Source organism: Cryobacterium roopkundense (assembly GCF_014200405.1).
In the GTDB taxonomy this organism is placed as follows: domain Bacteria; phylum Actinomycetota; class Actinomycetes; order Actinomycetales; family Microbacteriaceae; genus Cryobacterium; species Cryobacterium roopkundense.
Window position 1 is genome coordinate 1,424,598 of the sequence record NZ_JACHBQ010000001.1, and the last position, 13,315, is coordinate 1,437,912.

14 protein-coding genes are annotated in these 13,315 nt (G+C 66.1%); 8 read left to right on the top strand and 6 right to left on the bottom strand.

Features of this window, described 5'->3' with window-relative positions:
* The first annotated feature begins 91 nt into the window (after positions 1 to 91).
* From BJ997_RS06620 to BJ997_RS06630, 3 genes are all read left to right on the top strand, one after another.
* Complete coding sequence (locus tag BJ997_RS06620) at positions 92 to 1,402, top strand: cysteine desulfurase (protein ID WP_035835560.1); 1,311 nt, start codon at positions 92 to 94, stop codon at positions 1,400 to 1,402.
* Entirely contained in the window at positions 1,399 to 1,884 is a 486-nt protein-coding gene (gene sufU / locus BJ997_RS06625) for a Fe-S cluster assembly sulfur transfer protein SufU (protein WP_035835559.1), read from the top strand. Before BJ997_RS06620 ends, sufU begins: the two co-directional genes overlap by 4 nt.
* Before the next feature lie 100 nt (positions 1,885 to 1,984).
* Positions 1,985 to 2,374: a hypothetical protein gene (locus BJ997_RS06630; RefSeq protein WP_052541987.1), complete on the top strand. Its 390-nt coding sequence runs from the start codon at positions 1,985 to 1,987 to the stop codon at positions 2,372 to 2,374.
* Between the two features lie 144 nt (positions 2,375 to 2,518).
* Here the strand turns inward: BJ997_RS06630 and BJ997_RS06635 are convergent, their stop codons facing one another.
* From BJ997_RS06635 to BJ997_RS06655, 5 genes are read right to left on the bottom strand one after another with little or no spacing between them, the layout of a single operon-like run.
* Positions 2,519 to 3,274, bottom strand: a complete 756-nt coding sequence (locus tag BJ997_RS06635) for an SDR family oxidoreductase (RefSeq protein WP_035835558.1) — start codon at positions 3,272 to 3,274, stop codon at positions 2,519 to 2,521.
* Positions 3,275 to 3,300: 26 nt separating this feature from the next.
* On the bottom strand, positions 3,301 to 3,681 hold the full coding sequence (locus BJ997_RS06640) for a flagellar assembly protein FliW (protein WP_035835557.1): 381 nt from the start codon (positions 3,679 to 3,681) through the stop codon (positions 3,301 to 3,303).
* On the bottom strand, positions 3,678 to 4,559 hold the full coding sequence (gene flgL, locus BJ997_RS06645) for a flagellar hook-associated protein FlgL (protein ID WP_035835556.1): 882 nt from the start codon (positions 4,557 to 4,559) through the stop codon (positions 3,678 to 3,680). Before flgL ends, BJ997_RS06640 begins: the two co-directional genes overlap by 4 nt.
* Positions 4,560 to 4,562: 3 nt before the next feature.
* Positions 4,563 to 6,008, bottom strand: a complete 1,446-nt coding sequence (gene flgK, locus BJ997_RS06650; RefSeq protein WP_035835555.1) for a flagellar hook-associated protein FlgK — start codon at positions 6,006 to 6,008, stop codon at positions 4,563 to 4,565.
* 10 nt (positions 6,009 to 6,018) lie between these two features.
* Positions 6,019 to 6,504, bottom strand: a complete 486-nt coding sequence (locus BJ997_RS06655; RefSeq protein ID WP_035835554.1) for a flagellar protein FlgN — start codon at positions 6,502 to 6,504, stop codon at positions 6,019 to 6,021.
* Positions 6,505 to 6,823: 319 nt separating this feature from the next.
* Between BJ997_RS06655 and BJ997_RS06660 the strand changes: the two genes are divergently transcribed.
* Positions 6,824 to 7,642 carry a sigma-70 family RNA polymerase sigma factor gene (locus tag BJ997_RS06660; protein WP_035835553.1) on the top strand — a complete coding sequence of 273 codons (819 nt, stop codon included), beginning with the start codon at positions 6,824 to 6,826 and terminating at the stop codon, positions 7,640 to 7,642.
* A 440-nt stretch (positions 7,643 to 8,082) separates the two neighbouring features.
* Here the strand turns inward: BJ997_RS06660 and BJ997_RS06665 are convergent, their stop codons facing one another.
* Positions 8,083 to 9,558 carry an HNH endonuclease signature motif containing protein gene (locus BJ997_RS06665; RefSeq protein WP_183323305.1) on the bottom strand — a complete coding sequence of 492 codons (1,476 nt, stop codon included), beginning with the start codon at positions 9,556 to 9,558 and terminating at the stop codon, positions 8,083 to 8,085.
* 187 nt (positions 9,559 to 9,745) lie between these two features.
* Here BJ997_RS06665 and BJ997_RS06670 point away from each other — a divergent pair, with 187 nt between their 5' ends.
* From BJ997_RS06670 to BJ997_RS06685, 4 genes are all read left to right on the top strand, one after another.
* The gene (locus tag BJ997_RS06670) at positions 9,746 to 10,936 is read left to right on the top strand and encodes a flagellin N-terminal helical domain-containing protein (RefSeq protein ID WP_035835550.1); all 1,191 of its coding nucleotides are present in this window, start codon (positions 9,746 to 9,748) and stop codon (positions 10,934 to 10,936) included.
* A 132-nt stretch (positions 10,937 to 11,068) separates the two neighbouring features.
* Positions 11,069 to 12,412 (top strand): flagellar filament capping protein FliD, encoded by a 1,344-nt coding sequence (gene fliD / locus BJ997_RS06675; RefSeq protein WP_035835549.1) that lies wholly within the window; start codon positions 11,069 to 11,071, stop codon positions 12,410 to 12,412.
* Positions 12,412 to 12,852 (top strand): flagellar export chaperone FliS, encoded by a 441-nt coding sequence (fliS, locus tag BJ997_RS06680; RefSeq protein ID WP_052541986.1) that lies wholly within the window; start codon positions 12,412 to 12,414, stop codon positions 12,850 to 12,852. The genes fliD and fliS overlap by 1 nt, the downstream gene beginning before the upstream one ends.
* Entirely contained in the window at positions 12,845 to 13,189 is a 345-nt protein-coding gene (locus BJ997_RS06685; RefSeq protein WP_035835548.1) for a hypothetical protein, read from the top strand. Before fliS ends, BJ997_RS06685 begins: the two co-directional genes overlap by 8 nt.
* The last annotated feature ends 126 nt before the right edge of the window (positions 13,190 to 13,315 follow it).

Consider the following 13,315-nt stretch of genomic DNA (forward strand, 5'->3'; position numbering starts at 1 on the left):
TTCAAGAGTGACACGGCTCCCCGGCGAATTCCACCGCTCGCCGTGTTACGTGGCCGGGAACGCGAGCGGCAGAAGGCAATATCCTTGAAGCATGACGTCTCTTGTTCCACCGACCTCGGCAGCGCCCACACTGACCGCCGTCGAGGTTGACCGCATCCGCAATGATTTTCCCGTGCTGCACCAACTGGTGAACGGACATCCGCTCAATTATCTGGATTCCGGCGCGACTTCGCAGAACCCGATCAGTGTGATGGAGGCCGAGCAGGAGTATTACGAGCAGCGCAACGCCGCGGTACACCGGGGTGCGCACACTCTAGCGGTGGGAGCCACCGAGGCCTTCGAGGCCGCCCGTGAGACCGTGGCGGCGTTCATCGGGGCGCAGACCGACGAGGTGGTCTGGACCTCCAACGCCACAGAGGCAATCAACCTCGTGGCCTATTCGTTTTCCAACGCCTCGCTCGGGCTGGGGGGATCCGCGGCGAAGCGGTTCGCCCTCGGCACCGGCGACGAGATCGTGGTCACCGAGATGGAGCACCACGCCAACCTGATTCCGTGGCAGCAGCTTGCGTTGCGCACAGGCGCGACGCTGCGCTACCTTCCGATTCACGACGATGGCACGCTCGACATGGCGGCGGCCGGCGAGATCGTGGGCGCCCGCACGCGGGTGCTGGCGTTCACACACGCCTCAAATGTCACCGGAGTGATCAACCCCGTCGCCGACCTTGTGGCCCTCGCGCGCCGCGTCGGCGCGCTCGTGGTGCTTGACGCCTGCCAGTCGGTGCCGCACCGGCCGGTGAACGTCGCCGAGCTCGACGTGGACTTCGCCGTGTTCTCCGGGCACAAGATGCTCGGGCCCACGGGAATTGGCGCGCTCTTCGGCAAAGCGGAGCTGCTCGCCGGCATGCCGCCTTTCCTGACCGGTGGGTCGATGATCACCACTGTCGACATGCAGGGTGCCGAATTCCTGGCGCCGCCCCAGCGTTTTGAGGCTGGCACGCAGCGCATCTCGCAGGCCATCGCCCTCTCCGCGGCCGTCGACTACCTCCGGGAGACCGGCATGGAGCGCATCGGCGCACGCGAGGCCGAGTTGGGGCAGCGGCTGGTGGCCGGTCTCGGTGAGATTCCGGGCATCCGCCTGCTCGGTCCCGGGCTGGGTGTGGAGCGCCTCGGCCTGGCGTCCTTCGACGTGGCGGGCGTGCACGCCCACGACGTGGGGCAGTTCCTCGACGATGCCGGAATCGCCGTGCGGGTGGGGCATCACTGCGCCCAGCCGCTGCACCGGCGCCTCAGCGTGACGGCGTCGACCCGCGCGAGCACGTACCTGTACACGACGACCGACGAGGTGGACCAGTTCCTGTCCACCCTGCGTGAGGTCGCGCCCTTCTTTGGAGCAACCCGATGAGCAACCTGCAGCAGCTGTACCAGACGATCATTCTCGATCACTCGAAGGCCCGGCACGGTGCCTCCGCGGAGCCCCTGGCGGACATGCCCGCGCCTGTGCACGGCGAGGCGCGCGTGGCCGAGTCCCACCAGGTGAACACGACCTGCGGTGACGAGGTGACCATGCGGGTGACGCTGAGCCCGGCCGGGGCAGAGGCGCGCGTCGAACACCTCGTCTGGCGCGGCGAGGGCTGCTCCATCTCCGTAGCATCCGCTTCGGTGCTTAACGACGAGCTGCGGGGGCTCACCGTGGCGGAGGCTCGTGCGATTCTCGACACCTTTCGCGAGATGCTGCGCTCCCGTGGGACGATCGAACCCGACGAAGAGGTGCTCGGCGACGCGGCCGCCTTCGGGGGAGTCTCCCGTTACCCAGCCCGGGTGAAGTGCGCGATGCTGCCGTGGGTTGCCTTCGAGGCCGCCGTGCTCGAGGCTGAATCCAGTTAAGGGGACATGGGGGCCAAAAGGCCCTTCTGTTACTGAACGGCCGTCCGGTACGTTGAGGGAACGAGCCAGTTTTTCACGGGGTTAGCAGGAAGAAGCGTCAATGTCGACAGCGATCCCGAGTGCGGTCATCGAAGCAACAGCCACGCTTCGGGGCAAGGGCTGGGCGATCGATATTCCCGAGCTCGGCACCGGCGGCCAGGCCTCGACCGTAAAGCGGATCGACGCGACCGCCACCGAGGTCGCGGCGCTGTGGCTGCACCGGTCGCCCGAGGACGTCGACGTGAACGTGACCCTGCAGATTCCCGACGAGACACTGGTGATCTGGGGCAGCGCGCAGGAGCTCTGCGAGGTCGCGCGAGCAGCCACCCTGGAGGCCGCCGTGCTGCGCAAGCGCGCCGTTCAGGGGCTGCGCGAACAGGGGTACACCCTCGACGCCGTGGCTCGGGCCTTCGGAATCTCCACCCAGCGCGCCCACCAACTCACCCAGTAGCCCGCCGATCCCGGGGGCCAATTCAGGTAAGCCGATGGTAGCGGCCACGGCTGGCCCCGAAACGACGCGGATCCTCCTCGCGGCTTGGGAGTTTCTCCTGAATTCGCCATTGGGAGGCAAGGCGGCCAGCACGGCGGCGCGGGATCAGACGGGGAGGCCGGCGAGAAAGTCGTCGTAGGTGCGGGTGCCGAGGCGGTTGCCGGGGGCCAGATTGTGGCCTGCCCGGAAGGCGGCGAACGTGGCGCCGGGAAGCAGCACGGGAACCACGGGGCGCCGCGTACCGATTGACTTGAGCGTGGCCCGGGCCAGGTCGGAGGCTCGCACCACCTGGGGCCCGCCGATGTCGGCCACCCGCCCTGAGCCTCGGGTGAGGGCGAGGGCCAGCAACTGGTCGGCCACGTAGTGCACGTCGATCGGCTGCAAGCGGATGCTGGGGGCCAGCACCACGGGCATCTGGCGTTGGGACGTGAAAATCGTGAAGATCAGGTTGTGAAACTGGGTGGCGCGTTGAATCGTGAACGGCAGCCCCGAACTCTCGACCACGTCTTCGGTGGCTCGTTTCTCCCGGTAATAGCCTAGCGGAATGCGGTCGACCCCCACGATGGAGACGTAGATGAGGTGCGGTGGTGTGGCCGAGCGACGGGCGGCGTCCACGAGTCGACGGGTCATGCGTGCGTCGCCCCCGCGCGAATTTGTGGCGCAGTGGATGATCGTGTCGACGCCCGTGAGGGCGGCATCGAGGCCCTCGCCGGTGGACAGGTCGCCCTGCGCCCAGGTGGCTGGGGCACGTCCGGCCGGTGCGGGCCGTCGGCTGAGCGTGCGCGCGGCGCGTGGCGGCGCGAGCGAGTCGATCGCACGACCGAGAGTTCCGGTAGCGCCGGTCAGCAGTAGTGAGCTCATGTGGCCCAGTCTGGCACCGGTACGGGTTATGCGGCGGTGTTGAGCTCGGCGCGCAGAGGCCAGTCCTGGCCCTCGAGAATCACCTGGGCGCACATGCCGGTGGCGGCGTTCACGACGATGGGCGCCATCAGATTCACGGTCGTACTCCCCTCACCGGGGTTGACGACCACGAGAACGAGGGCATCCGTGGGTGCAGTCAGTGACAGCGCGTCGGACTGCTCCGACGAAATGTACGGCGTGTAGTCGGGCAGGTACACGGAGGCGTCGAGCACGTAGAGGCGCGTGCTTGGGTTGGGCACCGCCTGCAGCGAGTAGAGACCGTCGGCGCCGTCGACGGTGTTGAGGGTGAAGTCAGTGAGCGGCGCGAGGCCGGGCGGGGGAGTGACGAAGGTCAGGGCGGGGCTCATCGCAGAAAGTCCATCAGGGTCGGTTGGAGCACGCGGGCGGTCACCGCGAGGGCCGATTGGTAGGTGACCTCCTGCAGCTTGAGGTCGACGATTACTTGGGCCAGGTCCACGTCTTCGAGGCCGGAGCGCTGCGACTCGAGCGACCCGGATTGCTCGAGCAGCGTGCCCTGGGCGCGTTCCATGCGTGCCTGGCGGGCACCCACCTCCGAGCGCTGGCCGATGACCACGGCCAGACGCTCGTCCACGTCACCGAGCTGGTCGTTCACGGGGGTGCCATCTCGCAGGTTGCTCGCGATCGTGTCGATCAGGGAGAAGACCGAATTCGCGCCGCTGCCGAACACGGCCCCGCCATCGGCATCCACTCGCACTGTCGTGTCGGCGCCGATGCGCCTCGTCACGCTGCTGCCTGTGTCGCCGGTGAAGCTGTAGTCACTCCTGAAAGCGGCCCCGGCGTCGGAGCTGCCCGCGAAGACAGTGCGGCCGAGGTAGGAGGTGTTGGCAAGGCCGAGCAGGTCATCTTTCAGGCCCTCGAGCTCCACCGCGATGGCTTCCTTGGCCGCGGGGGAGAGCGCGCCGTTGCCGCCCTGCACCGTGAGGTCGCGCACGCGGTTCATGATGTTGGTCGACGCGCCGAGGGCGGAGTCGAGGGTAGTGAGCCAGTCGTTGCCGTTGTCGGCGTTGCGGCTGTACTGATCCACCGCGCGTGCCTCGGCACGCACCGACAGCGCGGCGGCCGCGGCGGTCGGGTCGTCGGAGGCACGGTTGATCGCCTTGAGCGAGCTCGCTTGCTCCTGCAGCCGCGACATGTTGGCCATGTTCTCCTGCAGGTTTTGCTGCGCGGTGCGCATCTGAGTCTGGCTGGTGACGCGAGAAATCATCGGTTACCTTCCCACCAATCCGGTGCGGTTGATCAGGGTGTCGAGCATCTCGTCGACGGCGGTCATCACTCGTGCCGCTCCCTGGTAGGCGTGCTGGAACATGAGCAGGTTCACGTTTTCTTCATCGAGATCCACGGAGGCGTTGGCGAGCTGCTGCCCCGCAGCGGATGTCGCGCTCGAGCTGGCGACATTGGCCTGCTGGAGCTGGCCCTGCGTCGCAACGCCGAGCTCCGTGACGAACTTCGACCAGACCGAGTCGGGGGATTCGACGGCCAGGCCGTCGGCATCGACAGCCTGGCCGGCGCCGAGCTGCGCGATCGCGTCGGCGATCGATCCGTCGTACGTGCCGAGGTTGGGGTCGCCCGCGTGCACGTCGGCGCCGGAGAGGGGAACCACGCTGAGGCTGGCGGCGGCATTGTCGCCCGAGTTATAGGCGAAGAACGACGTGCCACCGGCATCCGTTCCGTAAATGTTGTTGACCTTGTCGGCCAGCCCGCTCGCGAACGAGTTGTAGGAGTCGGCAGCGGCCACGATCGGCCCGCCGTTGGCCAGCATCGACAGCGCGCCGGCGATCTCGCCGCTGTCCACGAGCACGGGCGTTCCGGCGCGGGCGGAATCCTGCCAAACGAGGCGGGTGTTGTCGGCCACGCCAGGTGCCGATTCCGTCATCGCCGCCGTCAGTGTTGCCGCCCCCGACGTGGCCAGCGCGTGCGCCCTGTCTCCCGACACGAGCGCGTTGCCACCGATGAGCACGTCGACAGTGCCGTCTGCCTTGTCGCGCACGGTGGCGCCGGTGAGGGCCGCGATCGTGGTGGTGAGAGCGCTGCGCTGGTCAAGCAACTCATTGGCCGAGCCGCCGGAGGCCAGGGTGGAGCGGATGCGGGCGTTCAGATTGGCCACCTGGCTGGCGGCGCTGTTGAGCTCGCTCACCATGCCGTTCAGGTCGTTGCGCACGCTCGACCACTCGGAGGAGACGGCCGCATAGCCCTGCTTGATCTGTCCCACGAGTTCGGCCGCGTTTCCGAGCAGCAGCGCGGCGGGCGCCGAGGTATCGGCCCCGTTGGCGAGGTTCTGCCAGCCGGCCCAGAAATCACCGAGCTTGGCGGAGAGACCGTTCTCGCTCGGCTCCTTGAGCGAACCCTCGAGCGCGCTCAGCGAATTTGCGCGCACCGCGGTGTAACCCGCAGTGCCCGATGAAAAGCGCACCTGGGCATCCAGTTGGGCGCTGCCGAGGCGGGCCACGCCATCAACGGTGACGCCCTGGCCGATGCGGATGTTGTTCGTGAACATTCCGGTCTGCGCCGTGGGGCTGAGCGCCGAGGTTTCGATGCGCTGGCGGGTGTAACCGGCGGTGTTGGCGTTGGCGATGTTCTGCCCCACCACGTCGAGGCCCTTGCGCGCGGCGACGAGGCCACTGTAGGCCGCGTTCAGTCCGCCGAAGGTGCTCATTCGGGTCTCCCTACAGGTTCCGGTCGAAAAGGCGGGCGGCGGTCGCGGCCACGTCGGTGGCGCCGTGAGCGTCGTAGGTCTTCACATCGGGGTTCAGGCCGGCGAGAGTTTCCTGAGTCGAACGGCTCGCGGCCCGAATGAACTGTTCGTTCACATCTTTGAGCTGCTTGATCTGGGTGGTGAGGTCGGCCATGGCCTTGAGGTGTGCGCCGAGAATTTCGGTCCACGGGCCGGAGGGGGCACTCGCGGCGAGTTCGCGCAGGGTGGCGTCCTGGGAGCTGCCCCACTCGGTGGCGAGGGCGGCGACTTCCACAGAGCGGCCGAGGCCGGCTTCACGAACGAGGGTGAGCACCTGCTCCACCTCGCGGGTGGCGTGCTGCAGCCAGCGGCTCTTGCCGCCCTGCAGCAGCAGTTGTTCCTCTTCAAGTTTGAAGACGAGCAGCTCCAGCAACTCACGTTCGCGCCACAGCAACGCGGACAGCTCATTGGCACCCATGTGCTTCAACCACCATCTCAGATTCGTGCCGTGCCGCCCGCACATTGCAAGGCTTTCAGCGCATACGTAGGCACTATCGGCAGGGGTTGAGACAACGTTAGTCAATGAACGCTGAATATCACCCTAAATGGGGTCAAATTGATGTCCTCCGAAATGAGGACACGTTCTGCCCCGATTCGGGGGTGTTTTGGTACAGAACGGGCCCGGCATGACCCTAGGCTGTGAATCGCAGGTGAATGGGCATTCGCAGGGGCGCACGATTCACGCGAGACGCCTGCGCGTGCATCAGGCTTTTTTGACAACTCGGGGGGAAACGCACGTGAACCGTTCGGAGCGCAATCAACTAGTCGTTGAGAACCTGCCGCTGGTCGGTTACCTCGTCGCCGAGACGTGGGCCAAGGCCCGCCACCTGTCGCGCGACGACCTGGCTTCGGCCGGCGCGATGGCCCTGATTACCTCGGCGGATGCCTTCAACGCCGCCCTCGGCGTGCCCTTCGGCGCGTTCGCCCGTCGTCGCATCATCGGTGCCTTTGCCGACGAGATGCGCTCCAACGACTGGGCCACCCGCGGTGCCCGCCGACGCATCAAAGAGACCCTCGCCGTACAGGAAACCCTGTCCGCGGCCCTCGGGCGCACCCCCAACGTCGACGAGATCGCGGCCTCATTGGGGGTAGACCGTGAAACGGCCCTCGCCGGCATCTCCGATGCCGCCCGCACGGTCTCGACAATCGACGACACCACGGCGGAATTCCTCATCGCCGACACGATTCTTCCCGAGGAATCGCTGCTCACCGCCGAGCGCCTGGGCTATCTGCGCTCCTCAATCTCGGCCCTGCCCGAGAAGTTCCGCTACGTCGTCGAGCAGATCTACTTCGAAGACCGCGCCGTTAAAGACATCGCCGCCGAACTCGGCACCACGCACTCCGCGGTGTCCCAGACCCGCGCCGAGGCCATCCGCCTCCTGCGCGACGGTCTCGGCACTCACTACTCCGACGACGCCGAGACAGAGTACGTTCCCGAGTCCCGCATCGCCCCGGCACGCCGAAGCGCCTATCTGGCGCGCCTCGCCGACCACTCCGCCGTGGCCATGACCCGAGCCGCCCACGCTCGCACCACAGACGTCCCCGTAGCCTCCTAGCCTCGCCCCGCCCGAGCCCCCGCCGCGCTCACCCGCACTCGCTCGCCTGCACTTGCTCGCACTCGCTCGCCCGCGCTCGCACTCGCTCGCCCGCGCTCGCACTCGCTCGCCCGCGCTCGCACTCGCTCGCCCGCGCTCGCACTCGCTCGACCGCGCTCGACCGCGCTTTCACCCATCTCGCTGGTCGAGCAGCGCCGTCTACGGCGCGTGTCGAGACTCCGCAAGTCGCTCTTCGGACGCTCGCGTCTCGTGCCCGACGCGCATAGCGCTTCCACCACTGGAGAGATCTGCTCACGAGGTCTCGACGGGCGCGGCCCAAAAGCGGGCCCGCTGCTCGACCAACGGAAAGGGGCGCGAGCGGGCGCGGCTCCTTCTTAGCGGGCACGAGACCGCGCGAGCCGCTCTCCGGTCACTCGCGTCTCACTGCTGCTGCGGGGCCGTTAGGCCTGGAGCCGGAGTGGCGACCCCAACTTCAGTGGTGATTTGCTCACCAAGAGCATTGGGGTTTGGGTCGGATCGGCCGTGGGCGGTGGGATCAACCAGAAGTCTTGCCCGAGGCGGATGATCTTCCACCCGTCATTATGGAGGCGGAGGTGATGGGGGCTGCAGAGCAGGATGCCTTCGTCGAGGTTGGTGAGTCCGCCTTCTGCCTTCCAGAGGTGCAGGTGGTGGGCTTCGGAGAAGCTGGGTGGTTTCAGGCAGTCCTTCCACAGGCACCCGCCGTCCCGAAGCGCCAACGCCACGCGTTGCGCAGTTGTGAAGAGCCGTTGCTCCCGTCCGACATCGAGGACGGATCCGTCGCGGCCGAACAGCACCGGGGTGAAGCCCGTGTTGCACACCGTCCTGTCGATCGTGGCCGTGGTCACCGCGTCCGATGTTCCTTCGATGAACCCGTCTCCAACGAGCACCAGCCCCGAGGAAGGTGTTGCGGGTGCCTGCGCGGGTGCCTCCATCACGACGAGTTTCACCGACGGTCGGATGCGGCCGAAGATCGTGCCGGGGTCCGCTCCCGCGGCGACCTTGATCACCTCGATCAAAGACTCTGCGGCGATCTGGTCGGTTGAGCGGGGGTCGTCGATGATGCGCTGCGCTCGTTCCTTCTCTCCTTTCTCCACGAACCGTGGCCCGCCGGTGCGGGGACCGGTGACCTGCTGCAGGAAGTCTTTGAAGTACGCCCCGTTCTCCGGATCGAGCTCAAAACTCCCGTGCAGCATCCCGTCGGGCTTGTCGAACACCCGGAGGTATTGCCGGGCCCGCATGGCGTCGGCGCGGGAGGCGATCCCGGCGGCGTCGATCGAGTCCCGGCAGTGCCGGGCCGCTTTCGCGGCCTGGTCCGCGTTCAGGGTGCGGCACTCGATGAGGAGATGCTGGAGCGCCTCGGCCAGCATCTCCTCCGTCACACCCAGTGCGACCTCACCCAAGCCCCGCCTAACAGCCGTGGCAGCCTCCGCGCTGAGCGTTCCGTCGGTGACCGCGTCACCCAGCGCCGCGAACCACGGCCGGTTCACCTCAACCGGCGGCGCCTCGGGGTGTTCCAGAGCCAACTGGTCGGCTTCCTCTTGCCTGTCTCGGGCGGCTTCGGCTTCGGTGGCCATGGTGCCGGCCTCGATGAGGCGGCGAGTGTCTGCCTTGGTGCCGCCGCCTCCGCCGCCGAGGGCTTGTACGTAGTCTTCGGGGCTGTTGTAGCCCTTCTTTCGTGACAGTCCTTCTCTGCCGAGTGTCCAGTCGGATCGGTTGGCCATGTTGGCCGCCGAGAGGGCGTACGCGGCGGTGACCTCACGCAGGTGGCGGGCGATGGCCCGGTGGGTGCTCTCCGACCCGTCGTCGGACAGCTCCGCGAACGCTCTCGCGGACGTATCTGACCGGGCTAACACCCCGGACAGATCGGCGAAAACAACTTCAAGAGGGGTTGTCATGAGAGAAGTGTGACAGGCACCACCGACACTCCACCGGGCCCAGAAGCCGCCGCATCTCCGCGTCACTTCCAACTGTCCCAGGAATCTTCACCAGGTTTTCTAACCCGCCGACACCCTCAGCCGATAGCTCTAGGTGTCAGACCACGGATGGACTGACGTACTTTGACCCAATCACGGAGGATTCATCATGGGCATGCAGGTAAACACCAACATTGCGGCTAACAACGCTTACCGCAACCTCGCAACAACGCAGAACGACCTGTCCAAATCGCTGGAGAAGCTGTCCAGCGGTCTTCGCATCAACCGCGCAGCGGATGACGCAGCAGGCTTGGCCATCTCAGAAGGCCTCAAGTCGCAGGTCGGTGGCCTCACGGTCGCTTCCCGCAACGCGCAGGACGCCATCAGTGTCATCCAGACCGCTGAAGGTTCGCTGAATGAGGTCACCTCGATTCTGCAGCGTGTTCGCGACCTGGCTGTCCAGGCCGGTAACGACTCGAACAATGCTCAGTCTCGGGCAGCGATTACCACTGAAGTCAAGGCGCTGACGGACGAACTTACTCGAATCTCTGAGTCGACAAACTTCAACGGCACGAAACTACTGGACGGTGCCGTAGACGCAAGCGTTCCCGGTTCGCTGAGCTTTCAGGTCGGAGCGGACAACACCGCAAGTAGCCAAATCGTTGTGGATCTCTCCAAAGCCAACGTTGAAGCTATTGCGGACACTCTGGTGGGCGGAACGTCGGGTGCCACGGGTTCCGCATTCGCCGTGGACCTGGACGCCTTGGTTAATGGCGCGCAGACGTTCTCAAGCGTGAAGGATGGCGTAACGACCACTGTCGAGACGGCCGCCCTCACGGTAGCCGGCGCTGCAAGCGTTGATGCCTACGCCGACGCTTTGAATGGTGATGCAGACTTCTCGAGCGCTTACACGGCCTCAGTGACCAAGGATGCCAACGGAATGGGAACCGGTATCGTGGTCACGGCTAAGGACGGTGGCACTGTTCAGACGGACGTGGCGCCGGCTACAGCTGGCGTCGCTTCCGGAGGCACCGAAGGCACCGTGCCTGCTGGGGTCGGTCTGGACTTTTCCAGCGCGGCGGGAGCGGCTTCGGCAGTCAAGATCCTCGACGAGCAAATTGCCTTGGTCTCGAGTGCTCGTGCCGACCTGGGTGCGAACCAGAACCGGTTCGAGAGTGTTATCAAGAACCTGGCCGTATCGAAGGAAAACCTCACCGCTGCCGGTTCGCGTATTCGCGACACCGACATGGCCGAGGAAATGGTCAAATACACGCGTGCGAACATCCTGTCGCAGGCCGGAACCGCCATGCTCGCTCAGGCGAACCAGTCCAACCAGGGCGTTCTGCAGCTCCTTCAGTAACTAGAGGGCGCAGCATCACGCACGAACTGAACTGCGCTGAGTAGCAGCCGCGGGGCGATCTGGACCTCGCCCCGCGGCCGCTACCCAGCGTTCCGGTAGCACCGCAGTATCCACAGCACGAGAGGAACCACCATGTCGATGGCTATCGACGGACTGGTCAGTGGACTGGACACCACCTCCCTGATCAACTCGCTCATGCAGCTTGAGGCCGTTCCTCAGTCGCTGCTGCAGCGCAAAGTTTCTGAATCCACCACCTTCATCTCTGCCCTGCAGGGGCTGAACTCGAGCATCGCCAGCCTGGGCACGCTCGCCACGAAGACCGCCAAAGACGGCGCCTTCGACCTGTACTCGGCCACGAGCAGCTCGACCGCAGCTACTGTTACGGCTGCCGCCGGTGCGAGCGCGGGCCAGATCGACATCGTGGTTGACGAGCTGGCCCAGCGCCAGGTGTCGGTGTCCGACGCCCGTGCCGCTTGGCCCGGCTCCAACTTCACCATCACGACCGGCGGAAGCGCCGTGGCGATCAACGCCTCGTCGACAGACCTCGACGACATCGTGTCGGCCGTGAATGCTTCCGACGCCGGAGTGAAAGCCGTGAAGGTCTCCGCCGGCCTCGACGGAAACGGCGCGGCCCTCTATCGAGTGCAGTTCACCGCGAACACCACCGGTGCAGCCGGCGCGTTCACTGTCGACCAGGTGGATGAATCCAGCAACTCGATGATGGTCGAAACGCGCACGGCGCAAGATGCCAAGGTCACCCTGTGGGCGGGCACGAGTGCCGCGCAGAGCATCAGCTCCTCCACGAACACGTTCACGGACCTGCTGCCCGGCGTCTCGGTGACGGCAACCAAGGCCTCCGCCGATCCGGTGAGCATCACGGTCGCCCGCAACGATGCCGCCATCAGCACGATGGCGAGCGATCTCGTCAGCGGGCTGAACGGCATCTTCGCGCTGATCTCCACCAAGTCCGCCGTGGTGAACAGCACGAACTCCGCGGGAGTTGCGGTTCTCTCGAGCGGGCCTTTCACCGGGGACAGCACCATCCGCGACGTGAACCAGCGCATCCTCACCGCGGCATCCGCTCCCGTTAACGGGTACTCGCCGAGCGAATACGGGATCAGCATCACGAAGACCGGAACAATGGAATTCGATGCCACCAAGTTCGCCGCCGCGCTCAAGGCCGACCCTGTTCGCACCGAGGCGGCCCTCAAAGAGATCGCGTCGCGGGTAGCAGATGCCGCCACGAACGCGTCCGACAAGTACGACGGCCAGATCACCTCGAGAATCACCGGCCAGGAATTCATGGTCAAAGACCTCGGAAACCAGATCACCGACTGGGACCGCCGCCTGGCCTCCCGTCGTTCCACGCTCGAACGCACGTATTCCGGGCTGGAGGTGCAGCTGAGCGCGATGAACTCGCAGTCAGCCTGGCTCACCTCTCAGCTGTCCGCGCTCACCAACTCGAAGAGTAATTGATGACCCTCCTCATGATGCCTAACGCCGAAGCCCGCCGCGCCCGCTACAACCGCGAGGCCGTGCTCAGCGCCACCCCGGTGCGCCTGCTCACCATGCTCTACGACCGCCTGCTGCTCGATCTCAACCGCGCCGAGGCCGCGCAGATCGAGGAGAACTGGGGCGTCGCGAGCGAGAACCTGATCCACGCCCAGGCGATCATCTCCGAACTCACCACCTCGCTTAATGTGGACGCCTGGAACGGGGGAGAGGGCCTCTTCGCCCTCTACACCTACGTCTCCACCGCCCTGATGCGCGCCAACACCCACCGCGATGTGGCCCGCACGCAAGAGAGTATCGCCCTGCTCGAGCCCCTGCGCCTCACCTGGCACGAGGCCGCAGCCTCGCTGCCGGCCCAGCCCGCCGAGATGAACACGACGGGCGGCGCACTCGGCTTTGGCTAAGAAGGCACTCAACACGGCTGCCTGGCTGCGCGTACTGAACGAGCTTGAACAGAGTCTCGACACCGCCAACTGGGCGCTGGCAGCGAATTCCACGTCGACTTCCCCAGCGGATGCGGCGGGCCTCGCCCCGGCATCCACTTGGCGACCCCCGGCGACGATCGGGCCGATTCCCGCCCAGCTGGAGGGGCGTGCCCGCGACCTGCTCGTGTGCCAGCAGAAACTCGTGCGCGAACTCGACGCCGCCCGACGCACGGCAGGGCAACATCTCGCGGCCCTCCGCACAGTGCCCCCCGTGCGTGAGCTAGACCGGTCGGTTTACCTCGACGTCACCGGTTAACGGTCTCGTCACCGGCTCGCTAGAAAGTCTTACCGAATTCTTTCAACTAACTCCTAACCGGTACCCCCGTTCGGCCGATAGCTGACTGTGAGCACGGATCGCTCATCAACTGGCCACGGATTGGCC

Bases quoted from the DNA above. Each gene is read 5' to 3' on its own strand.
- BJ997_RS06620 (WP_035835560.1), top strand. From the start codon at position 92: ATGACGTCTCTTGTTCCACCGACCTCGGCAGCGCCCACACTGACCGCC.
- sufU (WP_035835559.1), top strand. From the start codon at position 1,399: ATGAGCAACCTGCAGCAGCTGTACCAGACGATCATTCTCGATCACTCG.
- BJ997_RS06630 (WP_052541987.1), top strand. From the start codon at position 1,985: ATGTCGACAGCGATCCCGAGTGCGGTCATCGAAGCAACAGCCACGCTT.
- BJ997_RS06635 (WP_035835558.1), bottom strand. From the start codon at position 3,274: ATGAGCTCACTACTGCTGACCGGCGCTACCGGAACTCTCGGTCGTGCG.
- BJ997_RS06640 (WP_035835557.1), bottom strand. From the start codon at position 3,681: ATGAGCCCCGCCCTGACCTTCGTCACTCCCCCGCCCGGCCTCGCGCCG.
- flgL (WP_035835556.1), bottom strand. From the start codon at position 4,559: ATGATTTCTCGCGTCACCAGCCAGACTCAGATGCGCACCGCGCAGCAA.
- flgK (WP_035835555.1), bottom strand. From the start codon at position 6,008: ATGAGCACCTTCGGCGGACTGAACGCGGCCTACAGTGGCCTCGTCGCC.
- BJ997_RS06655 (WP_035835554.1), bottom strand. From the start codon at position 6,504: ATGGGTGCCAATGAGCTGTCCGCGTTGCTGTGGCGCGAACGTGAGTTG.
- BJ997_RS06665 (WP_183323305.1), bottom strand. From the start codon at position 9,558: ATGACAACCCCTCTTGAAGTTGTTTTCGCCGATCTGTCCGGGGTGTTA.
- BJ997_RS06670 (WP_035835550.1), top strand. From the start codon at position 9,746: ATGGGCATGCAGGTAAACACCAACATTGCGGCTAACAACGCTTACCGC.
- fliD (WP_035835549.1), top strand. From the start codon at position 11,069: ATGTCGATGGCTATCGACGGACTGGTCAGTGGACTGGACACCACCTCC.
- fliS (WP_052541986.1), top strand. From the start codon at position 12,412: ATGACCCTCCTCATGATGCCTAACGCCGAAGCCCGCCGCGCCCGCTAC.